Consider the following 25,546-nt stretch of genomic DNA (forward strand, 5'->3'; position numbering starts at 1 on the left):
GGGAATGATCCGGCTCTAGGCGCGGATCTTGATCCAGGTTGCCTTAAGCTCGGTGTATTTGTCGATCGCATGCAGCGATTTGTCCCGTCCGAAGCCCGACTGCTTGTAGCCGCCGAAGGGCATCGTAATGTTGCTCTCGTCGAAATTGTTGACCCAGACCGAACCCGCTCTTAGCCGGCGGGCGGTGGACAGCGCGACGTCGATGTTGTCGGTCCACACCGCGGCGGCAAGGCCATAGATCGTGTCGTTGGCGAGCGCGACTGCTTCCTCAGCTCCGGAGAAGGAGATTGTGGCAAGGACGGGACCGAAGATCTCCTCCTGCGCAATCCTCATCTTGTTGCTGACATTGTCGAAGACGGTCGGTTCGATGTAATAGCCGCCGGTCTCGCCGAGGACACGCTTGCCGCCGGACTTGAGCTCGGCGCCTTCCCTGGCACCGATGTCGATGTAGTCGAGCACACGGTCCATCTGGTCCTGGCTGACCATGGCGCCAAGCTTCGTGGCGGCATCAAGCGGATCGCCAACGGTAAGCGTTTTCCCGACGGCGATAACCTTCTCCAGGAACACATCCTTGATCTTGGCGTCGACCAGCAGGCGCGAGCCGGCGTTGCAGACTTCACCCTGGTTGAAAAAGATGCCATAGGCCGCCGCCGTCGCGGCTTCATCGAGGTTGCCACAATCGGCCATGACGATATGCGGGGTCTTGCCGCCGCATTCGAGCGCGATGCGCTTCATGTTCGACTGGGCAGAATAGCTCATGAAGAGCTTGCCGACTTCAGTCGAGCCGGTGAACGTCACCGCATCGACATCCATGTGCAAGCCAAGCGCCTTGCCCGCGGTCTCGCCAAGGCCGGTAATCACGTTGAAAACGCCATCCGGAATGCCGGCTTCCGCCGCGAGCTCCGCGAGCCGAATGGCGGAAAGCGGCGACTGCTCGGCTGGCTTGAGGATGACTGAATTGCCCGCCGCAAGTGCCGGTCCAAGTTTCCAGCATGCCATCAGCAATGGAAAATTCCATGGAACGACCGCTGCCACAACGCCTACGGGCTCGCGCGTGATCATGCCCAGTGCGCCGCTGCCGGTCGGCGCGATCTCGTCGTAGATCTTGTCGATCGCCTCGGCGTACCAGGCGATCGTATTGGCCGATCCCGGGACGTCGATGGACCGCGCATCGGAGATCGGCTTGCCCATGCTCAGGGTCTCAAGCAAGGCCAGTTCATCACCGTGTTGATGCATCAGCTCGGCGAACCGCTGCAGCACTTTCTTGCGCTCGCTCGGCGAACGCCGCGACCAGGAACCAGAGTCGAAAGCCCTCCGCGCGGAACGTACCGCCAAGTCGACATCCGTCGCGTCGCAGGACGCGACCTGGGTCAGCGTTGTCCCGTTGGCGGGATTGATCGCGCCGAACACGCCACCGGACACAGCGTCGACGAACCTGCCGTCTATGAATGATTGTCCGCGCAGGGTGAGGTTGGAGGCGGCCAGCCGCCAGTCGATCGCAGTCATTGAATTGCCTTTCTCGATAATCGATACAATAAATCAATTTACGAGAAAATAGGCTGAGGGCGCGTTTCGTGTCAATATAAAATCGACATAGACGTCGATTTCGCGCTTGAAAAGAATACGCTAGAAGAGTCCTGTTTAGAAAAAAACCAGGACGGGACCGAAAGCCTCGAATCAACGAGCGTCTATCGGTAATATAAATACTGAATCGAGCGCCATGGGTATTTCCATGCGCTTTCGAAATGGAGCTATTACTTTCCGTTCAAGTGCTGGATTTCACGGTAAGCTGGAATTGCTTTTCAAGTATCTTGGAAAGTTTCTCCGCGAGTCGCTTGATGAGCGAGACGTTAAGGTCTCGATTGGCTTCCAGGATTCCATGGATCGTTCCCGTCACGCAGAGGCTGTGCAGCGTACGCTGGCCCTCGATCCTGATCGGGGCGGCGATCCCGGCAAATCCATCCACATCCTCCCCGATGCAATATGCCACGCCGGTTTTGCGAACGGTTTCCAACTCGTCCAGAAGCTGGGCGAAGTCGATTTTTGTGGCTGCGGTGAACCGCTTCAATGGCCTGTCAAGCACGGAAGCGATAAAGTCAGAGTCCTGAAAGGCGAGGATCGCTTTGGCGGAGGCGCCGGCATGGGCAGGGATTTCAAGCCCTGGAACGATGTAGGCCCTGACCAGATTGCCAGGCGAGACCATGTCCACGCTGCGGACGCTGTTGCCGGAAAGTCGCGCGATGAAGCAGGCTTGCCCCGTCTGCTCGGATAGGTCCTGGAGGGTGGGCCGCGCGACGACCTTGAGCCATTCGTCGCTGACGCCAGAAAAGAGCAGCCTTTCCAGCCGTCGTCCGAGCTTGAAGGTGGCCGTCTTTGGGCCGCTTTGCTCGATCAACTCAACATCGGCCAGACTCTTCATCAGCCTGTAGGCCGAGGCTTTCGGCAAATCGAGCATCTCGCCGACGGTCGTTCCCGAAATGCCGTCTGGAAAGCCGGCTACGATCTCGAGAATACGGACATAGCGTTCCAACGGCTTTTCCGTCGCCGTCTTACTCGATGTGCTCTTGTCCATGATGTCCGCGCTCTAGCCCTTTGCGATTCGATCATCATGCCAGTCGAAATAGCGCATAGCCAAGGGCACGAACCACGGAGAGCCGCCATAGAACGGGGCCGTGGGGAATTTTTCGACGTCGAAGACGGACGACGGGTCTCCTCGTTCAAGAATTCTGGCTGCAAGTTTCTCCCCGAAATGTGTTCCCAGGGGGATGCCGGCGAAGTTGTAACCGAGCGCGAAATGGACACCGTTGTTCAAGCCGATATGGGGCATGAAATCGAAAGTTCCAGCGCAGTGCCCGGTCCAGGCACGACTGAGCCGGACACCCTTGAGATCAGGCAGAATTCTCACCAGGCGATCGCGGAGCGCTCCGGCGAGAGGCGTCGCCGTCGGGCTCGCCGTACCGGTCATGCCGCCGAAGAGAAGGCGGCTCGAATCGGGTGCCGGGCGCAGGAAATCGATGTTCATCTTGGTATCGAGATAGGTGCGGCGGTGCGGTATGACCCTGTCGATCGTTTCCGGCGGCAGCAGCTCGGTTGCAATCAGAAAGCCGCGGAATGGAATGACCCGCCTTGCAAGCCATTTCAGGTCGCGGCTGGTATAGCCATTGGTGGCGATAATGACATGGCGGGCGGCAATGTCGCCTCTCGACGTTCGAACAGTCTTCCCGCGCGCATCATGATCGACGCCCACGACATTCGTGAGGGGGTATAGCCTGACGCCGGCATCGAGCGCCTTGCGGACAAGGCCGGCGTGATAAAGCCCGGGATGAATCGAACCGAGATCTGGAATGACCGCGCCGCCATGGTAGCCGTCAGAGGCGATCTCCGATCGAACTTCGTGCTTCTCGACCACGGAATAGTCAAAGCCGACGGCCTGTCGGGTCTGTTCGAGATCTGCGACCAACGCTCGAAAATGGGCGTTCGAATTGGCGGCAATGAAGCGGCCGCAGGTTTGGTAGTGGCATTCGATCCGTTCGCGGTCGACGAAGGCCTGGACGCCACGGAGAGCTGCATCAAGCTCGCGATAGACCCGCACCGCGTGGTCGCGCCCGGACTTTGCCGTCAGCCATTCAACGGACCGCTTCAGCGTGCGGCCAACGAAACCGGCATTGCGACGTGCGGCGCCCTCGCCGATCCTCTGCGCATCGAGAACGGCAACGTCACGACCCTCGCGCGCCAGATGCAGCGCGGCGACCAGGCCCGTAATGCCGCCGCCAACAACGACGACGTCTGCCCTGCCGTCAAGCCTGGCCGGTTCCATGTTCTCGCTGACGGAGGGCAGCGGCGCCGCCGACCACCAATAAGGCTCCTCAAGATAATCGTCGGCGAACAATCCGGCTTGCGCCCCGATCGTCCCGGTCTCTTGCGACATGATGTGCAGCATCACGTTACCTATTCTTGTTGGCGTTGTAGGTTACGGCCATCAGGCAACTCGTCAGTATGATCATCACCGCGGCCGCGGCGAGGATCGTGGGATCGAGTTGCTCACGCAGTCCCGTGAACATCTGTTTTGGAAGCGTGCGCTGCTGAGGTCCGGCAATGAACAGGACCATCACCACTTCGTCGAATGACGAGGCAAAGGCGAAGACCGCCCCCGCGGCCACGCCTGGCGCGATGATTGGAAGCATCACCGTTCGAAATGCCGTCACACGGCCGGCGCCCAGACCCGCCGCGGCCCGCATCAGGTTGAAGTCGAAGCGCGTCAGTGTCGCCGTGACCGTGATGACAACGAAGGGCGATGCAAGAATGGTGTGGGCAATGACGACGCCAGCATAGGAATAGTTGAGGCCGAGCGGCGAAAAGAAAATGAACAGGCCGAGACCCAGCACGACGACGGGAACGATCATGGGCGAGATGGCAAGCGCCATCACGGCCGTCCGGAAAGGAAACCGTGGATTGACGAGGCCGATTGCCGCGAGCGTGCCCAGCGTCGTGGCAACGACGGTGGTCGAAATCGCAATCACCAGGCTGTTGATCATTGCCCCGGTCCACAGGGGCGAGGAAAACAGCTGTTCGAACCAGCGAAGAGACACCGCACGGAATGGGTAGGTGAACCAAGGATCGGCATTGAACGAAATCGGGAGGGCGACTGCCAGCGGCAGCACCAGCAGGAGAATAGCGATCCCAACAAATCCGTAAAGCGGTATGCGAATGTAGGCGGGAAACTCGGTGTAGACGCGGCGGCCCATGGTCAGATCCGATCCGATGAGTGACGTGCGATCTGGCGCGCGAGGGGGAGCGCCACAATGCCCGCTCCAAGGATGAGTACGACACTAAGTGCCGAAGCGAGCCCCCAATTCAGATCCTCATTGGTAAACCTTGCAATGAAGAAGCTCACCATCTGATCTGACGGTCCCCCCACCAATGCCGGTGTCAGATAGAAGCCAAGGCACAGCACGAAGGTGAGAAGTCCGCCAGCGGCAATACCCGGAACCGCCTGCGGCAGAAAAATCGTCGCATGTGCCAGAAGAGGACCTGCACCGAGGCTGCGGGCGGCCTTTACATGGTTCGCTGGAATCGCACGCATCACGCTGATCATGGGCAGCACCGTAAACGGCAACTGGATCTGGATCATCGCGATGATTGTCGCCATGCGCGTATAAAGAAGGGGCAGCGGCTCGGATGTCAGTCCCGTTCCGGCCAGCGCATTGTTGAGAACGCCATTGGTCTGGAGGAAGACTATCCACGACATTGTCCGCACGAGGAGCGAGGTCCAGAACGGGAGGAGAATGAAGAACAGGAGGATCGCCGCGGTTCGCCCGCTGGCATTGGCGATGACATACGCAACCGGGTATCCGATCACGATCGTGAGGCTCGTGACGACAAGGCTGATCAGGATCGTCCTCAGATAGATCGACCGGAAGTCATAGCTCGTTTCCTGAGACAGGCTGCCATCGGCTTCGATCTTCACGGCAAAGCCGGTCGCCCAGCACAAATAGAAGGCGCTGTAGTGACTGTCATGTTGCTTGATGATGCTCCAGACGCCACTTTGTCCCCACGCCGCGTCTGCCCTGATCAATTGGGCTTTCCAGGCCTTCGGATCGGTGCGATCGAAATCCTCGGAAAGCGCCCGCTGAGCACTGAGGATGGCACTCGCCCCACCAGTCAATTCGTACCCCAGCCGACGGGCGAGCGGGCGCACGGATCCGACATGTCCCGCGGCTTCCAGTTCCTGTCCGAGCGTCATGAAGATGGCAGCGGCTGGAAGCTCATCTCCTTCCCAGGACTGAAGTGTCTGCGTTGTCAGTGGCAGTGCCTTGGCGATTTCTCCGTCCGATATCGCCGTATGAACAACAGACCCTATGGGGATCACCAGGAACAGAAGCAGGAAGATCAGGAGCGGCGCCGCCGGAAGGGCAGCCCGAGCCGCCCTCCTGTTGTTGTCGCTCCTGATCGAGGACCGAACGACGACACCAGCCGTCGATGACGCGATGTCTCCCGTCGGGGCATCATGCTGCGTCATTACCAAGCCCACGTCGCCGTATGGCAGTGTCATCCAACAACTCCCGCCCGGCCTACTGGGAAATCCAACTGGAGAAGCGCGCGTTCAGCGCGTCCCCGTTCTTGGCCCAGAATGCTCCGTCCTGGGCCAGCGCGCCCTCGCTGTTCTGAGGGGCGGACGGCAGGTTCGGCAGCACGTCCTTTGCTATGAGATCGCTGGCTGCCTTTACCGTTGGTCCGTAGGCGATGTAGTTGCTCAGTGCGGCGTTGACGTCCGGCTTGACGCTGAAGGCCACGAACTCCTTGGCGGCTGCGAGATTCTTTGAACCGGAGGGGATGACCCACATGTCGAAGCCGCGGATCTGATTGGTCCAGGCGACCCCGAGATCGGCGTTTTCCTTGGCGTTGGCATCGGCAATGCGGCCGTTCCAGGCCAGCGCCATCTTCACTTCGCCGGATTTGAGAAGTTGCGGCGGCTGCGCGCCGGCCTCCCACCAGACGATGTCCTTCTTGATTGTGTCGAGCTTCTTGAAGGCTCGATCAACGCCGGCGGGCGTCGCCAGGGTCGCATAGATGTCAGACGCCGCCACACCATCCGCGAGCAAGGCGAGTTCGAGCGTGTCCACCGGGCTCTTGCGGAAGCCGCGTTTGCCCGGGAAAGTCGTCGTGTCGAAAATGTCGGTCAATTTGGTGGGCGCGTTCGGGAATGCCTGTTTCTGGAACGCCAGGATCGTGGCGTAGACGCTCGTTCCCACCGCGCAGTCGGTGAGGGCGCCCTCCACGAGGCCCGCGGACTTGAAGGCCGCGTCGTCACCAATCTTCTCAAGCAGTCCCTGGTCGCAAGCGGTCGCCCCCGTTTGCGGATCGACGTCGATAACGTCCCAGGCGACATTGCCGCTATCGACCATGGCACGCAGCTTGGCCAGTTCGCCGCTCCAGGTATCCTGGGTCACGGTGATGTTCTTGGCCTTCGCGTAGGGATCGAGGAAAGCCTTTGTCTGTGCCTCCTGCAGGGCCCCACCCCAGGAAACGACGGTCAGGCCGTCTGCCAGGGCTGGAAAACTCGCCGCGGTCAGGACAAGCCCGACAAGGCATGACTGTTTGAACGAACGCACTCCCAACATGTGATGTCCTCTCTGGATTTTCAGTTGTGTTATCTGCCGTCAAGCGCCCAGGCATCGTGGGGCTCCCAGTCGAGACGGACAGGGCTGCCCATCTCCATCTGGATTCCGACCGATGATGAACTCTTCGCAATCAACCGTTCCCCGCTCGGCAGTTCGACGTGGATCCGGAACTGGTCGCCGCAATAGATGATGTCGCTGACCTGCCCGCTGAGCGTTCCGCCGCGGTCCTGCCCGGAGATGCGGACGCTCTCGGGCCTGATGGCGATCGTTGCCCCTTGATCAACCTTTGCGTGCGCGCTGCTGCGTGCCCAGATTTCTTGACCGCCGGCCAGCCTTGCGCGTGCCAAATCGCCTTCGATCGAGACGATTTTCGCATCGAGGCAGTTATTGTCGCCAACGAACTCGGCTACGAAGCGGTTGGCGGGACGGCCATAGATATCCTGTGCTGAACCGATTTGCTGGATGCGGCCGTCGTTGAAAATGGCGATCCTGTCGGACATCGTCAGCGCTTCGTGCTGATCGTGCGTCACATAGACGACTGTCAGGTCAAGCCGGTCGGCGATCCGACGGATTTCGAGCTGCAGGTCCTCGCGCAGCTTCTTGTCCAGGGCGCCGAGCGGTTCATCCATCAGCACCAGGCTGGGTTCGAAGACAAGCGCTCGAGCAAGCGCGACCCGTTGTTGCTGGCCACCCGACAAGGCCGTGGGCTTGCGTTGTGCAAGGTTCGAAAGTTGGACCATCGCCAGCGCTCCGCCGACGCGCGTGGCGATCTGCTCCTTGGAAAAGCCTCGCACCCTCAATGAATAACCAACGTTCTCAGCGACCGTCATATGCGGGAAGAGGGCGTAGTTCTGAAACACCATGCCGATGTTCCGCCTTTCCGGCGGCATGTCCTGGATCGGCCGCCCGTCGAGCGTGATTTGCCCGCCTGACGGGTATTCGAAACCGGCGAGCATCATGAGTGTCGTCGTCTTCCCCGAACCCGAAGGTCCAAGAAGCGTCAGAAACTCACCTTTCGCGATGTCGAGGTCGAGATCGCGCACGACGAAATTGTGGCCGTCGTAGGTCTTGGATATGCCGGTCATGCCGACATGCATCGGAGGCTGAACCATCGTAAAAGCGCTTATCCCATTTTTCTCGTTTATCGAGACTTATTATTGAATATCGAGAATAAGAGCATTCAGACTGACCCGCGTCAATCCCCAGGGCGCAGATTTTGAATCGGGAGTGTTGCCCTATGGAAGAAGCCCATAACCGAGCACGCCGAGCAGAAAGCCAGTGACAGGAACGAGGGCGGGCGCATTCATGCTCCGCTTCCAATAGTCGGCAAAAAGGGTTTGGGGCGAGCGCCGCGATTGGGAAGTCGGCTAAACTGATCCCGCCGACTTCACCGGCCGGCACGGCTAGAAAGCACTGTCGCCGGCCACAGCCGCCATTTCAGCGAGATGGGAATGCGAGACGGGCGCGTACGCGGAGGCGATGCCCAGCCCGGGATCAAACATCTAGAGCAATTCCAGGAAAAGTGTGAAACGGTTTTCCCGGGACAAGCGCGTAGCGCTTGCCCTTGGGAATTGCGTAAAAACAAATAGTTAGAGCGGTTCTGCGATTCCGTGAAACGCTGAACCGCTCTAACGCCCGAACTCTCCGCCTGCTGAGCTATCCTCGGTGGCAAAGGTGCCGCCTGCTGGGTCCTGGTAGGGCGCCAGCGGGATCAGGACGGGTAGACGAGATCGATCATGTCGCGCACGGTGATGCGGTCGCCGACGCCAAGCGCCTGAACCGCCGCCGTGTACATGACCGTGTCCTTCGGGCAGGCCACGACAAACTGTCTGGCATCGCCCAGAGCCAGCGCCTCCTTGATGCGGCTCTCGCTCGGCCGTTCAACCGATTTGCTGTCGTCCATCCAGATACGCCCGCCGCCGGCGCCACAGCAGAAACTGTTCTCCCGGCAGCGGCCCATTTCATGCAGGTCGTAGCCCGCTTTGCGGATGATTTCGCGCGGAGCGTCGAAGCCGCCATTGTAGCGGCCGAGGTAGCAGGGATCGTGATAGGTGACGACCCCTCCCTCGTTGGCCAAAGGCTTTAGCCGGCCCGCCTCCAGAAGCTCCAGCAGCAACTGCGTATAGTGGATCACCTCGTAGTTGCGGTCGAAGAAGCGGTATTCCTGCCGAAGCGCGTTCAGGCTGTGCGGATCGGTCGTCATGATCCGGTTGAATTGGCAAGCGTCGAGCACTTCGATGTTCTGGCGGGCCAGCACTTCGAAGACGCCTTCCTCACCGGCGCGGCGGACATCGTTGCCGCTGTTCTGTTCTGCGTCATAGAGGATACCGAAGTCCACTCCGGCCTCGTGCAGCACGCGCGCCACCTTCAGCGTGATGCGCTGGACCCGGGCATCGAAGGACGCGTAATCGCCAACGAACCAGAGGATGTCGACAGGCTCCTCGCGCGCGTCCTTGATCTTGAAGTCCAGGTCCCGGGTCCATTTGGCGCGCTGGCGCGCCGGCTTGCCCAGGGAGTTGCCGTTGCGCTGCAGGCTCGCCAGCGAATCCTGCAGCATCGGCTCGACATCGCCTTCCTCAATCAGGCTGCGACGCATTTCGATGATCTTGGTCATCGGCTCGATATGGACGGGACAAACGTCCATGCAGGCGCGACAGGTGGTGCACGCCCAAAGCGTCTCTTCCTTGATCACCCCGCCGATCAGCGGCACGTCGCGGCAATTGCCGCGTTCGCGGTCCATCATATGATCACGCAGATCCATGATCAGCTTCTTCGGGCTGAGCGGAAGGCCAGCGGCGTTGGCCGGGCACGCCTCCTGGCACCGGCCGCATTCGGTGCACGAAACCAGGTCGAGCTTGTGCTTCCAGTGGAACTGATCGATGTCGGTAATACCCGCAGCCTCGGAGCCGGCGGGCGTGAGCAGGCCCTTTGGCCCGATGTTGCGGAAATAGATGTTGGGAATGGCCAGGAACATATGGCGATGCTTGGAACCTGGAATGTAGATCAGGAAGGCAAGCACGGCGCATATATGCGCCCAATAGAAGAGCTCGGCCCCTCCAACCGCAACGGTCGGGCTTGTGCCCAGGACGACAAGAAACGAAGCTATGGCGCCGGAGACCGGGCGCCAGGATGTCGCCGTTGCGGCGGCCACGATATGGAACGCGTTCTCCAGCAGCATCGTGCCGACCACGCAGCCGACCAGCCCGTAGATCACCCAAGCATCGATGGCATTCGAGCCCTTGAAGCGAGCCGGCCGCAGAAAGCCGCGCTGGAACGCCGCCAGCGCCAGCGCCGCGATGATCAGAACGGCAAAGATGTCCTGCGCCAGCGCGATCCAGGTGTTGCCGCCGATCGCTGCCAGCGAGAAACCGGGGAAAAATCCGGAACCGAAGCTCTGGATGATCGCGGTGAAGAGCACGATGAAGCCGGAAAACAGCATCGCATGGAGCAGCCCGGAATAGCGTTTCCGGAACAGCCGTCTGTGCAGGCCAACATCGGCCGCGGCTCCAGCGGCACGCTGCTCGGGATGGTCGAGCCTGTATACGGGCGCCCCCCGGAACACGGGCGCCAGGATCCTGTAGAACCGATATCCGGATATGGCGACGGTGGCGGCGACCAGGGCGGTCAGAACTAGCTGCGTCTGAAGCACGTCAGCCGGCCTTCCTGGCCAGAGCCTCCTTGAAGGCAGGCAGGAAATCGGCGACGTCGACAGCCGCACCGAAATGCGCATGATCGAAGATCGGCGCGCTGGCGTCGGTGTTGATCGCCACGATCGTGCCCGCACCCCCCATGCCTTCGATATGTTCAGGCGCCCCCGAAACGCCCAGTGCGAGGTACAGCTGCGGCTTGACTTTGCGGCCCGATTTGCCGACCTGGCGCTCCTTCGGCAGCCAGCCGGCGTCGATGATCGGCCTGCTGCCGACGATTTCGCCCCCCATCAAATCGGCGACTTCGCGCGCCTCCTCGATGGCGTCCTGCTCGCCAATCCCGCGGCCCACGCAGAGCAGCCGGCTGGCCTTGGTGATATCGACCGCATTCGGATCCGGCCGATTGGCGGACACCAGCCGCACCGAGGACTGAGGCCTGTCGGGAAGCTGAATGATCTCGGCATTTCCGGCCTGGTTGCCATTATCCTCGCTGAAGGCGCCGGCATTCACGAGGAGCACGGCAGGCATGGAAGCCTCGGCGGTGGAGACAAGCTTGCCCCCATAGATCTGGCTGTCCGCCTCCACCGTGCCGCCGGAAATCCGCACCGCCGTGCAGTAGCTGAGAAGCGGCAGGTCGTTGAGGAACGCAAGGACAGGCGCAAGGTCGAGACCCGAGGTGGTGCAACCGAAGACAATGAGGTCGAACCCGTTGTCGGCCACGATGCCCTGGAGATAGGCGCCATGCGCCACGGGATCATAGGGCGAAGGGGTCGATGTGAAGACGCGGGAGGCACCCAGCTTCCTGGCCGCGTCGGCGTCGCCGCCAATCAGCGCCAACTCGATGCTGCCGCCCTGCCCGGCGAGCCGGCGCGCGCCGGCCACAAGTTCACGCGACAGCGCGGTGGGAACGCCGTCCTGAAGATCGATATAGACGAGTATCTTCATCGTTCAGGCTCCCACCAGTCCGCGTTCGGCGAGCATATCCACGAGCTTGGCGGCAATCTGCTCGGCGCTTCCGGTGATCATGTCGGCCTTGGTGCCGGATTGAGACGCGCCAAGGCGCGTCGAGACCTGAGCTCGGAAACCGTCCGGGACTGTCGACACCACCGAGGCGATCGTGGCTGTGCTTGCCTGGCGCAGCTTGCTGCCCGAGACGTAACGCGGCGGCTTCGACGCCGCCTGGATTCCAAGGACTGCCGGCAGTTTCACGGCGAAGCGGGAGGAATAGCCGCCGCTGTATTCCTGCGTCACCTCAAGCCCGCCCTCCGCAGCGGACACGCCGTTGATCGCGTTCAGCACCGGCCATTGCAGGTCCGCCGCCAGGAACGGCGCCAACTGCCCGAAGACATCCTCGGGCGTCTGCACGCCGGTCAGCACCAGGTCGGCACCAAGATTTTTCAGGACCGAACCCAGCAGATGCGCGGCGGCGCGTGCGCCTACCGCGCTTTCCTGGTCATGATTGACCACCACGGCGTCATCTGCGCCACGCGCGATCGCGGTCTGCAACTGACGTTCCGCGCCGTCACCGGCAAGCGCAACCGCCGTCACGCGCGCGCCGGTCGACTCCTTGAGGAGCACCGCTTCTTCCAGCGCATGATCGTCGAACTCGTTGAGCTTGAGCCCGATCCATTCGCGATCGATCTCGATGCCGTTGCCGGCAATCTCGATCTCTTCCGTCACGTCTGGCACGATGCGCAGAACAACCGCAATATGCATTGATCCTCCCCTTAAAGCCGCGCCGTCAGCGCGCCTCCGATGGTGCCGTGAGCCCCGGATTGATGCCGCCTCCCGCAGCCGTCTGGCGACCATACAGCGCGCGCCACCAAAAATGTCAACTATAATGTCGACAATGTTGTCAGAACGTTTTTGGTGTGCAAAGGTGACGATATGGCAGTCCTCTCTGGGCCGCCCGTCATGATGTTTGGGAGGAGGAACCGCATGGCACCCCAGGGTAGACCACCCCAGGTCGCGGATGTTTTGATCATTGGCGCCGGCGCATCCGGTTCGGTTGCGGCGAAGCACCTCGCCGCCAACGGCTTCAGCGTCGTCTGCCTCGAGCAGGGCGGGCGTGTCGACAATGCCGAATTCTGGGGCAACAAGCCGGAATGGGAGTTGATGTCGCAGAAGCGCTGGCATCCCAACCCCAACGTTCGCGATCTCGAGCAGGACTATCCCGTGGACACGTCTGAATCAGACGTGAACCCGTTGATGTACAGCGCCGTCGGCGGCAGCACGATTCTCTATGCGGCGCATTGGCAGCGCTTCATGCCGTCGGATTTCCGCGTCAAGACGCTGGATGGCGTCGCCGACGACTGGCCTTTCACCTACGAGGATCTCGAGCCGTTCTACGATCAGATGGACATTGAGATGGGCGTGTCGGCGCTGAACGGCGATCCAGCCTATCCGCCGGGGAAAGCATCGCCGTTGCCGCCACTGCCGATCGGCAAGATCGGCATGAAGGCCGCCGAGGGCATGAACAGGCTCGGTTGGCATTGGTGGCCGGCACCCAATTCCATTCCCTCCAAGCCTTATGGCGGACGCAACCAATGTGTCCGCTGGGGCACATGCCTGACCGGCTGCCCCGAACGCGCGAAAGCCTCCTTCGATCATACCCATTGGCCCGACGCGCTTCGCGACGGGGCCGTTCTCATCACCGGCGCGCGTGTTCGCGAAATCACGCTCGATGCCCAGAACCGTGCCAGTGGTGCCACCTATATCGATCGCCAGGGCCGTGAGCGGCACCAAAAGGCGCAGACCGTTATTGTCTGCGCCAACGGTGTCGGCACACCGCGCCTGCTGCAATTGTCGACCTCCGGCCGTTTCCCCAGCGGGCTCGCCAACTCCTCCGGACTGGTCGGCAAGAACCTGATGATGCACCCCTATGCTGCCGTAACGGGCTATTTCGACGAATCGCTGGAGAGCTGGCTCGGGCCGGCCGGCCAGACGATCCAGTCGATGCAGTTCTACGAAACCGACAAGTCGCGCGGCTTCGTGCGTGGCGCCAAATGGCAGGTCATGCCCTCGGGTGGCCCGCTCGGCATGCGCGCCGCCTATGGCGGCAAGCCTCTGGACGAGGCCTGGGGCGCCAATCTGCACCGCAACACCCGCAAGGTCTTTGGCCGCGCCTTCGAATGGGGCATCATCGCCGAGGATCTGCCTGACGAGACGAACGCGGTTGTGCTCGATCCGGTGTTGAAGGACAGCGACGGCATTGCCGCGCCGAAAATCATCTACAAGAACTCCGACAACACCAAGAAGATGATCGACTTCCATCTCGAACGGGCCAAGGAAGCCATGCTCGCCGCTGGCGCGGTGGACATTTCCACCACGCCCCTGATGCGCGACTGCGGCTGGCACCTCATGGGTACCTGCCGCATGGGCAACGATCCCGAGCGCTCGGTCGTCGACCAGCACGGCCGCTCGCACGACGTGCCGAATCTGTTCGTCTATGACGGCAGCGTCTTTGTCACCTCCTCCGGCTTCAATCCGACAGGCACGATCGCGGCCGTGGCGCTGCGTTCGGTCAAGCACCTCATCGCCAACCGTCGTGATCAGCAGGTGGCGGCATGAGCCGGTTGGACGACACCATTCGCGAGACATTCGCGGCCATTGCCGATGTACTCATTCCCAATGCCGAAGGCATGCCCGCGGCCAGCGAGATGAACGTGCAAGGCGATATGCTTGACCGCATTCTGGAGCTGCGGCCCGACCTGCGCGAGAATTTCCTGCGCGGCCTTTCGAAGGCTGGCGGACGCGACGCGTCGGAACTCGCCAACGAGCTGAACCGCACCGATGCCGATGCGCTCTCCGCGATCGGCCTGGTGGCTTCCGCCGGCTACTATATGACCCCGCATGTGCGGGACCTGATCGGCTATCCCGGACAGCAGAGTCGCCCCGAAGCAAACCCGGATGCCGTTCCGGAATATGTCGCCAACGGCATGCTGCAGCAGGTGATCGACCGGGGTCCGATCTTCCGGTCGACACCGAAATAATAGTGCTTGTCTCAAGGAGGAGATCATGGCTGCGATCGCAGCGTCCGGCTCTCGCGCCGGGCGGGAGGATATTGCCGACGTTTTGATCATTGGCGCGGGGCCGTCCGGTTCCGTTGCGGCAAAACATCTGGCGCAGGCCGGCTTCAAGGTGGTCGCGCTGGAGCAAGGCCACATGCCGGATGCCGGTCGCTATCCCGGCCGGCGCCCCGAATGGGAGTTGGTCACCCAGAAGCAGTGGCATCCCAATCCCAATTTTCGCGACATGCCTCGCGACTATCCCATCAACACTACGGAATCGGACGTCAATCCACTGATGTTCTGTGGTGTCGGCGGCAGCGCCACGCTCTATGCCGGCCACTGGACGCCGTTCATGCCGTCGGACTTCAAGGTGCGTACGCTTGACGGTATCGCCGACGATTGGCCTTTCACCTACGAGGATCTGGCGCCGCACCTTGAGGTCATCGAACGCGAAGTCGGCGTTTCCGGATTGGGCGGCAATCCCGCCTATCCGCCCAAAATGGCCTACCCGACGCCTGCCCTGCCGATTGGCAAGGTCGGCCATAAGGCTGCGGAATGCCTGGACAGAATGGGCTGGCATTGGTGGCCGGGGACCAACGCGATACCGTCTGTGCCCTATAATGGCCTGAATGCCTGCGTGCGGCGCGGCACCTGCATGAGCGGCTGTCCCGAAGGTGCCAAATCGACCACCGATCTCACCCATTGGCCACACGCGATCAAGGCTGGCGCCCGCCTCGTCACCGGTGCCCGGGTGCGGGAAATCACCGTCGACGAACGCGGCCTCGCCACCGGTGCCATCTACATGGACGAAAATGGCCGCGAGCGGCGTCAGCGGGCGGCCACGGTGATCCTGTGCGCAAACGGTATCGGCACGCCGAGACTGCTCCTGCTGTCGAAATCGGCACGCTTTCGCGACGGTCTCGCCAATTCGAGCGGACTGGTCGGCAAGCGCCTGATGATGCATCCCTTCTCGGCCGTGCAGGCCACGTTCGAGGAGGATCTCGAATCGTGGCGCGGGCCATTTGGCCAGAATGTCTCCTCTTACGAGTTCTACGAGACAGACGAGAAGCGTGGTTTCTTGCGCGGCGCCAAATGGGGCGCCATGCCGGGTGGCGGACCGCTTGGCGCGACAAGCTTCGTCGGTTCCAAGGTCTTTGCCGACCCCAACGCCAGGGTCGAGGACATGTGGGGAACGAACCTCCATGACCTCGTTTCCCGCCGCTTCGGCCGCACCATGGTCTGGGGAATCATTGGCGAGGATCTCCCGGAGGAATCCAATCAGGTCCTTCTTGATCCCGAACTGACCGATACCGATGGCATCCCCGCTCCCAAGTTGATCTACAAGGTCTCCGAGAACTCCGAACGCATGCTCAAATTCCACGAAGAGCGCTGCACGGAGGCCTGTCAGGCCGGTGGCGCCGTGGAGATCTCGGTCGTTCATCAGATGCCGGATACAGGATGGCATCTGCTGGGCACCTGCGTCATGGGAACCGACCGCGAAACCTCGGTCGTCAACGAATGGGGCCAGACCCACGACGTCCCCAATCTCTTCATCTTCGACGGCAGCACATTCCCGACCTCGGCCGGCCTCAACCCCACGGCCACCATCATGTCTGTCGCCTTGCGGCAGACCCGTCGCATGATTTCCGAACGCCGCAACCTGGAGGCCGCGTGATGTCCAGCGTCAACCAGATCACTGCCGATATGCGCAAGCTTTTCGGCCGGATCGCCGACATGCTGATCCCCGCCTACAAACAATTCCCCTCGGCCACCGCGGTCGGCGTGCATGAAAAGTTGCTTGACGATGTGCTGGCGTTCAGGCCCGACATCGTGGAGAGCTTTCGGCGCGGCCTGGCGGGTATCGACGCGGATGCCTTGTCAAAGAGCATCAACGATCTTTCTCGCGACGATCCGGAGGCCTTCAATGCGCTGACACTGGCTGCTTCCGGCGGCTACTACATGGCGCCCGAAGTGCACACGGTGCTTGGCTATCCCGGGCAGGAGTCCGTATCCTACAACCCCCATGACGTGGCCGATTATCTGACGAACCATATGCTTGAACGCACCATGCGCCGCGGCCCGATCTATCGCCCGACACCACAGTCCTGACCGGCCACTCAGGTGCCGCACTTGGACATCCCAATCTGCGAGCCAGCAGACCTTGCGCCGCGAGCGCCTCGGAGCGGTCTCCCGGCCAATGCCATCGATACGCATTTCCATGTCTTCGGCCCCCGGCCGGACTATCCCTTCGCATCCGGCCGAAGCTACACCGCCCCTGACGCCAGCCTTGCTGACTACGAGCATCTGGCGCGCAAGATCGGTTTTTCCCGGGCCGTGGTGGTGCAACCCAGCGTCTACGGTACCGACAACAGGCGTACACTCGACGTGTTGCGCGAGGCGCGCATTCCCATGCGGGCCGTCATCGTTGCCGATGAGACCCTGCCGGAGCGCGAATGGCTCGCCTTGCATGAACTCGGCGTGCGCGGCGTCAGGATCAATCTCGTCTTCAAGGCCGGCAACGGCCTTGCGACGGCCCGCGCCTTGGCCAGTCGCATCCGCGAGCTCGGCTGGCACCTGCAGTTCCTCGTCGACGTGTCGACGATAGCCGATCTGGCGGATTGGATACGGGCGTTGCGCGTGCCGGCGGTTTTCGATCATTTCGGCCACGTGCCGACGGCAAGGGGCCTGGCAGACCCCGGCTTCCAGGCGCTTTTGGATCTGGTTCGCGAAGGCAGTGCCTGGGTCAAGCTCTCCGGCGCCTATCGCATCACCGGCATACCGCGTCCGCCCTATGACGACGTCAGGCCTTTCGCGGAGGCACTGCTGGCGGCCAACCCAGAAAGGGTCTTGTGGGCGACGGACTGGCCACACCCGGCCATATCGGTGCCAATGCCGAATGACGGCGACCTGGTCGATATGGCACTGGACTGGACCACGGATCCCGGCCTTCGCCGCAAACTGTTCGTAACCAACGCGGAGCAGCTCTACGGCTTTGACACGGCAATATCCCGCGCTGAGGAGCATGCATGCTGAAGGCTGTTCTGATCGCCCTGGTTGCCGGCTCCGTCCTGCCGATCCAGGCGCTCGTCAACGGACGGCTGGCGGCAGGTCTTGGCAGTCCATTGACAGCAGCCGGCATCTCCTTCCTTGTCGCGACGCTTGCGCTCATGGCCGCGCAGCTGCTTCTGAGAACACCACTCCCCCCGATAGAACAGGCCGCATCCATACCGGGCTGGGTCTGGCTTGGTGGATTGCTCGGCGCAATCTATGTCACCGGGGCGATCGTCAGTGTCGGTGCGCTCGGCACGACGACCGCGATCTGCCTTGTCATCGCCGGACAGATAGGGGCCGCGCTGCTCGTGGATCGCTTCGGAGTCCTCGGCGCCTCAGGCCATCCGCTTGGCCTGTCGAGGTTGTTCGGCGCCGGCCTTGTTCTGGCGGGCGCCATCATCGCCGTGAGGGGCTAACTTCCTGTCTGGCCAACGACAACGTCCCCCACCTCATTGCTGAAGTGAGGGACGCGGTAAGCCGCATCGTGTCTTTGGGTAGCTCAGCCTGCCATCGCGGCGGCAGCGGCGGAAGCGATCGCCTCGTCATCCGGCGGCATGCCACCGGCCACGCCGACGGCGCCGATGACCTGATCACCGCGTGAAACCGGAACGCCGCCGGCAAACACCACCAGCGGCAAGCGGTGTGAATTCTCCATTCCGTAGAGCGGCCCACCGGGCTGCACCAACGGCATCACGTCGCCAGTCTTCATGTTGAGCGAGCGCGAGGTGTAGGCCTTGGCTTGCGAGATCTCGACACTGGCGAGCAGTGCGCCTTCCATGCGCACGAAACCCAGCAGGTTTCGCCCGTCGTCCACGATGGCGATGCTGGACGGCGAGTTCAATTCGCGCGCCTTCTTCAGACCCGCCTGCAGTCCGGCCTGTATCTTTTCGGCAGTGATCGTCACGTCCTCTTCTCCTTGATGTTACGCTGCGATTTCTGTTGTGCTGCCGCCCATGGAAAGAGCGAGAAGCTGGTCGTAGTTGCAGTCCGTCTTCCTGGCCTCGTGGACGATCGCGCCCTTGCGGACCACCACCACCGTCTCAGCCAGCGAAAGGATCTCCTTGATCGACGAGGAGATGATGATCACCGCCGCACCGCTTTCGGCCAGCCGCAGAATGATGTCGTAGATCTCCTTGATCGCGCCGACGTCGACGCCGGAGGTCGGCTCGACGAATACGTAGACACGTGCCTCGGCCTTCAGCCATTTGCCGATCACGGCCTTCTGCTGGTTGCCGCCGGAGAAGAACTTGACGATGGTGTCTGGCTGCCGTGGCATGACATTGAGTTGGCCCATTACCGCCTGCGCATAGCCATCCTTGAGGCGTCCGTTGACCAGGCCCAATCGGGACAGTTTCGACAGCACGGGCAGGCAGATATTTTCGGCCATCGTCAGATTGGGGAACAGCGCCTGCTTGCGCCGGTCCTCGGGGATGACTGCGATGCCCGCCCGCCGGGAGGCGGGCGGATCCGGAATCTGCCGCGCCGTCCCATCGACGCGCACCGTGCCCGAGGCTGCGGCTATCCCGCCGAGTGCAAGCTCCAGCTGCTCCATGCCGCCGCCGACCGGACCGGTGATGCCGAGAACTTCGCCGGCATGAACCTTCAGCGACAGCGGTTCGAGCTTGGCCGTTCCGACGGCTTCCAGCTCGAGCACCACCTGCGCCGTCGAATGGCCGGTGTTGTAGGTTTCCAGATCGCTGCGGCTGCGATCGACCATCAGCTCCGTCACCCGATCCTCGGTGATCTCGTCACGGTCGAGCGTTGCCGAAACCGTGCCGCCGCGCAGGACAGTCACGCGGTCGCAGATGCGTTTGATCTCTTCCAGCCGGTGCGAGATGTAGATGATGGTGATGCCTTGCGACAGGAAGTTCTGGATGATCCGGAACAACAGCTCCACCTCGCTCGCCGACAGTCGCGCCGTCGGCTCGTCGAGAACGATCACCTTGTAATTGCGGTGAAACAGCGTGCCCAAGGTGACGAGCTGCATTTCGGCTGCGGAAAGCGTCCTGGCCAGGCGCGTGACGTCGATCTCGATGCCGATGCGGTCGAGGATTGCCTGCGCCTGAGCATGGATATTCCTGTTGCTGATCAGCGCTTTTCCCGGCTCGTTGCCAAGCAGCAGATTCTGCCCGACGGTGAATCCCCCGATCAGTTCGGCATCCTGATAGACGGCGCCAAGCCCGAGCCTGTGGGCGTCGAGCGGGCTGCCGATCCGCACCGGTCTGTCCTCCAGCAAGATTTCACCGCCGCTCGCGCCATAGACCCCGGTCAGGATCTTGATCAACGTGCTTTTGCCGGCTCCATTTTCACCGAGCAGCCCGTGGACCTCGCCGCGCCGGAAGCCGAGGTCGATGCCTTTCAGCACCTTGGTCCCGCTAAAATCCTTGGTGAGGTTGCGAACCTCGAGAAGCCATTGCGACATGATGGTGTCCTCCGGCTCAGATGAATTTGAGGTGGATTTCCTCGCGGTTCAGCATCGCATTGGCGCCGACGGCGAGGATCAGGATAAGGCCCGAGAACAGCTGACGCGCGGCGAAGGGGAAGCCGACCATGCTCATTCCGGAATTGACCATGTAAATGAAGAAGACGCCGAGCAGCGTGCCGAACACGTGCGGCTTGCCCTTGCCGAGCACGGTCGCGCCCAGGAACACCGCGGCGAACGCCTCCAGCAGATATCCTTCGCCACCCACCGGCTGCGCCGAGGAGGAGACGGAGGTCAGGATGATCCCGCCGATCGACGACATGACGCCAGCCAGTATGAAGGCCAGGATCAACCAGTGATAAACTTTCACGCCCGAATAGTAGGCAGCCATGGGATTGTCGCCGACGGCGGCGATGTAGTGCCCGGGCTTGGTGCGTGTCGAGATGACATGCATCAGCGCCACCACTGCCAGCAGGATCAGGACCGGAAAGGCGACGAAGCCGATCTTGCCCTGGCCGATGAAGGCGAACGCCGTTTCCTTGTAGTCGACGGCGATCTGGTAGCCATCGGTAAGGAAGATGTTGATGCCGCCGAGCACGAACATCATGCCGAGCGTGACGACGATGCCGGACAGCCGCCCGTAGGTGACCAGGAAGCCGTTGAGCAGGCCGATGAAGGCGCCGACGAACAAGGCGCCGACGATTGCCAGCCACGGCCCGACGATCGGGATAAGAAAGGCGGTTACGATCGACGTCGTGGTTACCGTCAGACCGACGGAGAGGTCGAAACTGCCACCGACCACCACGAAGGTGAGCCCGACGGAAACCAGGCAGCTGACGATCATCGAGAACAGGATGTTGTTGAAGTTCGACAGCGTCAGGAACCAGGGCGAGGCAAGCGCGAAGCCGATGCCGGTAGCGACGATGACGACGATCGTACCCCAGCGGCGCAGAAAATTGACCAGAGGCGATCCTCGATCCTGCTTCGGTTTGCCTTGCATCGCGACTGTCCCCGAACCGATTTCAGCTGTTGACTGTGCCATCTCATTCTCCTCCCAGGCCGATCCGAGCTTCTCAGCGAGAGGACTCAGGAATTGTAGACGCCGCCATCGATCGTGATCGCCTGTGCGGTCATGTAAGAGGACTCGTCCGAGGCGAGATAGACGAACATCGGCGCGATCTCGCTGCTCAGGGCCTGCCGGCCCATGGGCACCACCGAGGACACGGCTTTCGCCTGGGCGTCGAGGCCACCCATGAAATTGATCGCCGGCTGGTTGAAGGCGGTATCGACCCAACCCGGACAAATCGCGTTGACGCGGATATTGTCGGCCGCCAACTCCATCGCGAGCGCTGTGGTGAAGGCTATCACCGCGCCTTTCGAGGCCGAATAGGCGGTCATCCCCGGCCCGCCGCGCTTGCCGGCCAGCGAGGAGGTGTTGATGATCGACCCCTTCCCGTTCTTGCGCAGCATCGGAACCGCGTACTTCGCGCCAAAGAAATGGGCTCGCGCATTGACGGCGAAGAGCGCATCCCATTTCGCGGCATCGAAGTCGGTCACGGCGCCTGAATGCTGGAGACCAGCGTTCTGGCAGAGGACATCGAGCCCTCCGAGCCATGCGGCACCCTCTTCGATCAGCGACCGCACGCTGCCTTCCTCAGTGACATCGACCTTTATGAAATGCACCGCGCCGCCAAACTCATGCGCCGTGGCCGCACCTCTTTCATCCCTGTCGCCGATGACGACTCTTGCACCCTCGGCCACGAAGCCACGCACGGCTTCCTTGCCGATATTATCGACGGCGCCCGTGATGATGATGCGCTTTCCGCTCAGACGTCCACTCATTTTCGTTCCTTTTCCCGAACGGCTATTGCGGCGATGTCGGACAGCAGTTGCCCCCCGCGACCCCAGCTCTCTTCCGCAACTTCGTTGATGATGACGTGGACACGGTCCCTGGCCGCGCCGCAGACGTCGACCAGCGCATCCGTGATGCGCGAAACCAGTTCGCGCTTCTGGTCGAGCGTCCGCCCATCCTTGATATTCACCTGAACGACAGGCATCGCCTACTCCACAAAGACCTGGTCAACACGATCATGAGGGGCCGGGTCCAGCCCGGCCCCATTTCGGCTTGGCTCAGCCGCCGTAGTCCTTCAGGAAGGCGATCGCTTCCTCGTCCATCTTCTGCACCTCGGCCAGCGCCTGACCCGCCTGGTCCTTGGTGATCGCCGTCACCGGAACCCGGCTCTGGTAGGGTGGCACCGTCTCGCCCCGTCCGAGCTTGATGGCGATCTCGGCGACCTGCTCACCCATCAGATGCCAGGGCACATCGGTCGAGAATTCGACCGGCGAGTTCGGCTTGACCATCTCTTCCAGCAACTGGTTCGAGAAGTAGTGGTTGAAGATGCGAACATCGGTGCGGCCCATCTGCTGCATCGCTTGCGCGGCGCCGATCGTCAGCGGCCACCACCAGGAGATGATACCGGTCAACGAACCAGGTTCCGGATTGGCCTGGAGCAGCGCCAGAGCGTTCTCGCGACCCTTGGATATCTGGTCCTGGGTCGAGACCGAACCGGAGACGAATGGCAGCACCTTCATGCGTGGCTCGTAGCTGGCCATGAGGCTGAACTGGTCCGCCTCCTGATCGAACGGCGTATAGAACCCTTTGCTTTCAGCGGTCTGGACGAATGTACCCTGCCGGCCGGTGACGTTCAGCACGTGATAGGACAGCGTGGCGCCTGTGCCGTAGGTATCTTCCGTGACAAATGGCGAATCCTTGACCGGCACCGCGAAGCCAACTGTCTTGATGTTGCGCTTCTTCGCCTCGTCGACGAGGTAGGCGGTTTCCGATTCCAGCGAATAGATGCCAAGCACCAGGACATCGATGTCGCGATCCAACAGCGAACGCGCCGAATCCTGTTCACTCTGCTTGCTGGGTGTGCCGCGCACGGTTACGGCCTCGCCGCCCAGCTCCACGACCTTCTTCAGCAGCGTGTAGCAGCCGCGCCGCCAAGGCTGATTGAAGGGCCCGTAATTCAACCCCAGGCCTACCCTTACCTTCTTGGCCTGGGCAATGGCCGGCGTGGCCAGTCCAGCGCTCAAAAGGCCCGCGGCGGCCATCGTGCCGCCGGCTGCTGTCAGGAATGTGCGGCGGCTCAGGCCGGGCACGGCAGGTGATTTGATCTCCTCGGTCATTTGTTCTCCTCCGGTTTGTCACCCCAAGCGGGTCTGTGTGGCGGACGCATCCGATCCGCCTGTCTGCGGGTCGAGTTCGGCCGTAACTTCGGCAAGGAACTCGGCAATGACGCGGGTCACGCGATCGGGCTGCTCGATCGTGAACAGGTGGGCCGCGTCCTCCAGAACGATGAAACGCGCGCCTTCGATACGTTCGTGAAGCCGCGCCATCGTCTCAGGCGGCGCCGAAGGATCGTCGGCCGCGGCGACCAAAAGCGTCGGCAGCGAGATATGCTGGGCGGCACCGGAAATATCCATGTCGCGGATTGCGGCGGCACATCCGGCATATCCTTCCGCCGAAGTCTTGCCGATCATGTCGCGCACCGCGTCCACGACATCGGGACGCGCCGCCCGAAATCCAGGCGTCAGCCAGCGCGTGAGGGTCGGTTCGATCAGGGGTTCGACGCCCTCTTTGCGCGCAAGCCTGACGCGCTCGTCCCACATCTCGATCGAGGCCGAGGCAAACGTCGCACACAGGACCAGACTGGACAGCCGATGGGGCGCGCGCACGGCGAGAAGCTGTCCGATCATTCCGCCCAGCGAAAGTCCGACGAAATGCACTTTCTCGATGTCCATCGCATCCAGAAGCGAGAGGACGTCATCGACCAGAAGGTCGAGAGAATAGTCGTCCGCCGTCGCTTCCGTCCGCCCGTGGCCCCGGGCGTCGAAGCGGATGACACGGTAGTTCTGCGCCAACTGCTGAGCTTGCGCGGCCCACATCGAGGTGTCCGCCGCAAGGCTATTGCTCATCAGCACCGCCGGCGCACCGACAGGTCCGATTTCCTCGACGTGAACGGAAATCCCGTTGACGAGCAGCCGCTCCAAAACGCCCTCCCCACTCTTGCGCAAACGCATTCCTCGTCATCATGAGATTGCACGGCGACAATTTTGTCAACAATCTTGTTGCAGATTTTGCCGACATATGGCCAATTGCGGAAAAGAGGTGTTGGATTGGATATCGAAACGATCGTCGTCGGAGCTGGCGTCATCGGCCTCGCGGTCGCGCGGCAACTGGCGCTGCATGGCCAGGAAGTTCTTGTGCTCGAAGAGGAAAATGCCATCGGCACACACACCTCGTCGCGCAATTCGGAGGTCGTCCACGCCGGGATCTACTATCCGCCCGGAAGCCTGAAGGCGCGGCTATGCGTCGCCGGACGGCGGATGCTCTACGACTATTGCGAGCACCGCGGTGTTCCGGTGAGCCGGCTCGGCAAGCTGATCGTCGCCACCACCCCCGCGCAGATAAAAACACTCGAAGCCCTGGCGATGCGGGCAGCCGAAAACGGCGTCCTTGATCTCATCGCTATAGATGGTGTTGAAGCCCGGCGCATGGAGCCGGAACTCGAATGTATGGCCGCGCTTCACTCGCCCTCGACCGGTATCATCGACAGCCATGCATTCATGCTCGCCTTGCAAGGCGACGCCGAGGCCCATGGCGCCCAATGTGTCCTGCGCACGCGGATGAATGCCGCGAGACAGCGCGCCGATGGATTCGACGTTCAGGCAACCGGCGAAAACGGCGCCGATGCCATATCGATAAGCTGTCGGAATCTGATCAATTGCGCGGGGCTTGGAGCCCAGGCGGTCGCCAGCAGCATCGAGAACCATCCACCGGACCGAATCCCTCGCCGCTTCCTGGCGAGAGGAAATTACGTTTCCGTTTCGGGAGCGACACCCTTTTCTCGCCTCATCTACCCCGTGCCGGTGGAGGGCGGTCTCGGCATTCATCTGACTCTGGATCTCTCCGGCCGGATGCGCCTCGGTCCCGATCTTCATTGGATTGATGAAATCGACTATACACTGGATGCACGGGTTGCAGAGGAGTTCTACACCCTCGTGCGATCTTACTGGCCTGGGGTCATGAACAGGGAACTCAATTGCACGCACTGCGGTGTCAGGCCCAAGATCAGCGGCCCTGGCGCGCCGAGCGCGGATTTTCTGGTCGAAGGACCACTTGACCATGGAATCCCGGGTCTAGTGAATTTTTTCGGGATAGAATCACCCGGTCTGACATCCGCGCTCGCGCTTGCCGAATATGCTGTCGGAAAACTATTGGAACGGAGTTGA

Annotated in this window: 24 protein-coding genes; 7 read left to right on the top strand and 17 right to left on the bottom strand. The window is 61.7% G+C overall.

All coding sequences use genetic code 11. The features are described 5' to 3' along the window. Positions 1 to 15 precede the first annotated feature (15 nt). From FJ977_RS14775 to FJ977_RS14820, 10 genes are all read right to left on the bottom strand, one after another. The gene (locus FJ977_RS14775) at positions 16 to 1,506 is read right to left on the bottom strand and encodes an aldehyde dehydrogenase (RefSeq protein WP_140772446.1); all 1,491 of its coding nucleotides are present in this window, start codon (positions 1,504 to 1,506) and stop codon (positions 16 to 18) included. Positions 1,507 to 1,765: 259 nt separating this feature from the next. Beyond that, positions 1,766 to 2,572 (bottom strand): IclR family transcriptional regulator, encoded by an 807-nt coding sequence (locus FJ977_RS14780; RefSeq protein WP_140772448.1) that lies wholly within the window; start codon positions 2,570 to 2,572, stop codon positions 1,766 to 1,768. Positions 2,573 to 2,584: 12 nt separating this feature from the next. Further along, complete coding sequence (locus FJ977_RS14785; RefSeq protein ID WP_140772817.1) at positions 2,585 to 3,940, bottom strand: FAD-binding oxidoreductase; 1,356 nt, start codon at positions 3,938 to 3,940, stop codon at positions 2,585 to 2,587. Between the two features lie 4 nt (positions 3,941 to 3,944). Beyond that, positions 3,945 to 4,745, bottom strand: coding sequence for an ABC transporter permease (locus FJ977_RS14790; RefSeq protein WP_140772450.1), 801 nt, complete (start codon positions 4,743 to 4,745; stop codon positions 3,945 to 3,947). Between the two features lie 2 nt (positions 4,746 to 4,747). Continuing rightward, positions 4,748 to 6,052, bottom strand: coding sequence for an ABC transporter permease (locus FJ977_RS14795; protein WP_140772452.1), 1,305 nt, complete (start codon positions 6,050 to 6,052; stop codon positions 4,748 to 4,750). A gap of 19 nt (positions 6,053 to 6,071) precedes the next feature. After that, positions 6,072 to 7,121 carry an ABC transporter substrate-binding protein gene (locus FJ977_RS14800; RefSeq protein WP_140772454.1) on the bottom strand — a complete coding sequence of 350 codons (1,050 nt, stop codon included), beginning with the start codon at positions 7,119 to 7,121 and terminating at the stop codon, positions 6,072 to 6,074. A gap of 29 nt (positions 7,122 to 7,150) precedes the next feature. Further along, the gene (locus FJ977_RS14805) at positions 7,151 to 8,206 is read right to left on the bottom strand and encodes an ABC transporter ATP-binding protein (protein WP_246683103.1); all 1,056 of its coding nucleotides are present in this window, start codon (positions 8,204 to 8,206) and stop codon (positions 7,151 to 7,153) included. A 626-nt stretch (positions 8,207 to 8,832) separates the two neighbouring features. Beyond that, positions 8,833 to 10,770: a (Fe-S)-binding protein gene (locus tag FJ977_RS14810; protein WP_181179836.1), complete on the bottom strand. Its 1,938-nt coding sequence runs from the start codon at positions 10,768 to 10,770 to the stop codon at positions 8,833 to 8,835. 1 nt (position 10,771) lies between these two features. Next, the gene (locus FJ977_RS14815; protein WP_140772460.1) at positions 10,772 to 11,713 is read right to left on the bottom strand and encodes an electron transfer flavoprotein subunit alpha/FixB family protein; all 942 of its coding nucleotides are present in this window, start codon (positions 11,711 to 11,713) and stop codon (positions 10,772 to 10,774) included. Between the two features lie 3 nt (positions 11,714 to 11,716). Next, positions 11,717 to 12,484 carry an electron transfer flavoprotein subunit beta/FixA family protein gene (locus tag FJ977_RS14820; protein ID WP_181179837.1) on the bottom strand — a complete coding sequence of 256 codons (768 nt, stop codon included), beginning with the start codon at positions 12,482 to 12,484 and terminating at the stop codon, positions 11,717 to 11,719. 222 nt (positions 12,485 to 12,706) lie between these two features. On the opposite strand from FJ977_RS14820, the gene FJ977_RS14825 reads away from it, so the two are divergent. Genes FJ977_RS14825 through FJ977_RS14850 form a run of 6 tightly spaced genes read left to right on the top strand, consistent with a single transcriptional unit; the run spans position 12,707 to position 18,245 of the window. Then, on the top strand, positions 12,707 to 14,338 hold the full coding sequence (locus FJ977_RS14825) for a GMC family oxidoreductase (protein WP_140772464.1): 1,632 nt from the start codon (positions 12,707 to 12,709) through the stop codon (positions 14,336 to 14,338). Next, positions 14,335 to 14,760, top strand: a complete 426-nt coding sequence (locus FJ977_RS14830) for a gluconate 2-dehydrogenase subunit 3 family protein (protein ID WP_140772466.1) — start codon at positions 14,335 to 14,337, stop codon at positions 14,758 to 14,760. Before FJ977_RS14825 ends, FJ977_RS14830 begins: the two co-directional genes overlap by 4 nt. 25 nt (positions 14,761 to 14,785) lie before the next feature. After that, entirely contained in the window at positions 14,786 to 16,453 is a 1,668-nt protein-coding gene (locus tag FJ977_RS14835) for a GMC family oxidoreductase (protein ID WP_140772468.1), read from the top strand. Beyond that, positions 16,453 to 16,887, top strand: coding sequence for a gluconate 2-dehydrogenase subunit 3 family protein (locus FJ977_RS14840; protein ID WP_140772470.1), 435 nt, complete (start codon positions 16,453 to 16,455; stop codon positions 16,885 to 16,887). The genes FJ977_RS14835 and FJ977_RS14840 overlap by 1 nt, the downstream gene beginning before the upstream one ends. A 21-nt stretch (positions 16,888 to 16,908) precedes the next feature. Further along, entirely contained in the window at positions 16,909 to 17,811 is a 903-nt protein-coding gene (locus FJ977_RS14845; RefSeq protein ID WP_210243839.1) for an amidohydrolase family protein, read from the top strand. Then, positions 17,805 to 18,245, top strand: coding sequence for a DMT family transporter (locus FJ977_RS14850; protein ID WP_140772474.1), 441 nt, complete (start codon positions 17,805 to 17,807; stop codon positions 18,243 to 18,245). The genes FJ977_RS14845 and FJ977_RS14850 overlap by 7 nt, the downstream gene beginning before the upstream one ends. Before the next feature lie 83 nt (positions 18,246 to 18,328). Here the strand turns inward: FJ977_RS14850 and FJ977_RS14855 are convergent, their stop codons facing one another. The 7 genes from FJ977_RS14855 to pcaD all read right to left on the bottom strand — a co-directional run bounded on the left by FJ977_RS14855 (position 18,329) and on the right by pcaD (position 24,334). Beyond that, positions 18,329 to 18,733, bottom strand: a complete 405-nt coding sequence (locus FJ977_RS14855; RefSeq protein ID WP_202325741.1) for a heme-binding protein — start codon at positions 18,731 to 18,733, stop codon at positions 18,329 to 18,331. Between the two features lie 18 nt (positions 18,734 to 18,751). Further along, the gene (locus FJ977_RS14860) at positions 18,752 to 20,251 is read right to left on the bottom strand and encodes a sugar ABC transporter ATP-binding protein (RefSeq protein ID WP_181179838.1); all 1,500 of its coding nucleotides are present in this window, start codon (positions 20,249 to 20,251) and stop codon (positions 18,752 to 18,754) included. 16 nt (positions 20,252 to 20,267) lie between these two features. Then, on the bottom strand, positions 20,268 to 21,293 hold the full coding sequence (locus FJ977_RS14865) for an ABC transporter permease (protein WP_246683105.1): 1,026 nt from the start codon (positions 21,291 to 21,293) through the stop codon (positions 20,268 to 20,270). A 44-nt stretch (positions 21,294 to 21,337) separates the two neighbouring features. Continuing rightward, entirely contained in the window at positions 21,338 to 22,093 is a 756-nt protein-coding gene (locus FJ977_RS14870) for an SDR family NAD(P)-dependent oxidoreductase (RefSeq protein ID WP_140772478.1), read from the bottom strand. Further along, entirely contained in the window at positions 22,090 to 22,308 is a 219-nt protein-coding gene (locus FJ977_RS14875) for a 2-hydroxymuconate tautomerase (protein WP_140772480.1), read from the bottom strand. Before FJ977_RS14875 ends, FJ977_RS14870 begins: the two co-directional genes overlap by 4 nt. 73 nt (positions 22,309 to 22,381) lie before the next feature. Continuing rightward, positions 22,382 to 23,440 (bottom strand): sugar ABC transporter substrate-binding protein, encoded by a 1,059-nt coding sequence (locus tag FJ977_RS14880; protein WP_140772482.1) that lies wholly within the window; start codon positions 23,438 to 23,440, stop codon positions 22,382 to 22,384. 18 nt (positions 23,441 to 23,458) lie between these two features. Beyond that, positions 23,459 to 24,334, bottom strand: coding sequence for a 3-oxoadipate enol-lactonase (gene pcaD / locus FJ977_RS14885; RefSeq protein WP_140772484.1), 876 nt, complete (start codon positions 24,332 to 24,334; stop codon positions 23,459 to 23,461). Positions 24,335 to 24,430: 96 nt separating this feature from the next. Here pcaD and FJ977_RS14890 point away from each other — a divergent pair, with 96 nt between their 5' ends. Continuing rightward, complete coding sequence (locus tag FJ977_RS14890; RefSeq protein ID WP_181179839.1) at positions 24,431 to 25,546, top strand: NAD(P)/FAD-dependent oxidoreductase; 1,116 nt, start codon at positions 24,431 to 24,433, stop codon at positions 25,544 to 25,546.

The organism is Mesorhizobium sp. B2-1-3A (genome assembly GCF_006442655.1).
Lineage (GTDB): Bacteria > Pseudomonadota > Alphaproteobacteria > Rhizobiales > Rhizobiaceae > Mesorhizobium.

Bases quoted from the DNA above. Each gene is read 5' to 3' on its own strand.
- FJ977_RS14775 (WP_140772446.1), bottom strand. From the start codon at position 1,506: ATGACTGCGATCGACTGGCGGCTGGCCGCCTCCAACCTCACCCTGCGC.
- FJ977_RS14780 (WP_140772448.1), bottom strand. From the start codon at position 2,572: ATGGACAAGAGCACATCGAGTAAGACGGCGACGGAAAAGCCGTTGGAA.
- FJ977_RS14785 (WP_140772817.1), bottom strand. From the start codon at position 3,940: ATGCTGCACATCATGTCGCAAGAGACCGGGACGATCGGGGCGCAAGCC.
- FJ977_RS14790 (WP_140772450.1), bottom strand. From the start codon at position 4,745: ATGGGCCGCCGCGTCTACACCGAGTTTCCCGCCTACATTCGCATACCG.
- FJ977_RS14795 (WP_140772452.1), bottom strand. From the start codon at position 6,052: ATGACACTGCCATACGGCGACGTGGGCTTGGTAATGACGCAGCATGAT.
- FJ977_RS14800 (WP_140772454.1), bottom strand. From the start codon at position 7,121: ATGTTGGGAGTGCGTTCGTTCAAACAGTCATGCCTTGTCGGGCTTGTC.
- FJ977_RS14805 (WP_246683103.1), bottom strand. From the start codon at position 8,206: ATGACCGGCATATCCAAGACCTACGACGGCCACAATTTCGTCGTGCGC.
- FJ977_RS14815 (WP_140772460.1), bottom strand. From the start codon at position 11,713: ATGAAGATACTCGTCTATATCGATCTTCAGGACGGCGTTCCCACCGCG.
- FJ977_RS14820 (WP_181179837.1), bottom strand. From the start codon at position 12,484: ATGCATATTGCGGTTGTTCTGCGCATCGTGCCAGACGTGACGGAAGAG.
- FJ977_RS14825 (WP_140772464.1), top strand. From the start codon at position 12,707: ATGGCACCCCAGGGTAGACCACCCCAGGTCGCGGATGTTTTGATCATT.
- FJ977_RS14830 (WP_140772466.1), top strand. From the start codon at position 14,335: ATGAGCCGGTTGGACGACACCATTCGCGAGACATTCGCGGCCATTGCC.
- FJ977_RS14835 (WP_140772468.1), top strand. From the start codon at position 14,786: ATGGCTGCGATCGCAGCGTCCGGCTCTCGCGCCGGGCGGGAGGATATT.
- FJ977_RS14840 (WP_140772470.1), top strand. From the start codon at position 16,453: ATGTCCAGCGTCAACCAGATCACTGCCGATATGCGCAAGCTTTTCGGC.
- FJ977_RS14850 (WP_140772474.1), top strand. From the start codon at position 17,805: ATGCTGAAGGCTGTTCTGATCGCCCTGGTTGCCGGCTCCGTCCTGCCG.
- FJ977_RS14860 (WP_181179838.1), bottom strand. From the start codon at position 20,251: ATGTCGCAATGGCTTCTCGAGGTTCGCAACCTCACCAAGGATTTTAGC.
- FJ977_RS14865 (WP_246683105.1), bottom strand. From the start codon at position 21,293: ATGGCACAGTCAACAGCTGAAATCGGTTCGGGGACAGTCGCGATGCAA.
- FJ977_RS14870 (WP_140772478.1), bottom strand. From the start codon at position 22,093: ATGAGTGGACGTCTGAGCGGAAAGCGCATCATCATCACGGGCGCCGTC.
- FJ977_RS14875 (WP_140772480.1), bottom strand. From the start codon at position 22,308: ATGCCTGTCGTTCAGGTGAATATCAAGGATGGGCGGACGCTCGACCAG.
- FJ977_RS14880 (WP_140772482.1), bottom strand. From the start codon at position 23,440: ATGACCGAGGAGATCAAATCACCTGCCGTGCCCGGCCTGAGCCGCCGC.
- pcaD (WP_140772484.1), bottom strand. From the start codon at position 24,334: ATGCGTTTGCGCAAGAGTGGGGAGGGCGTTTTGGAGCGGCTGCTCGTC.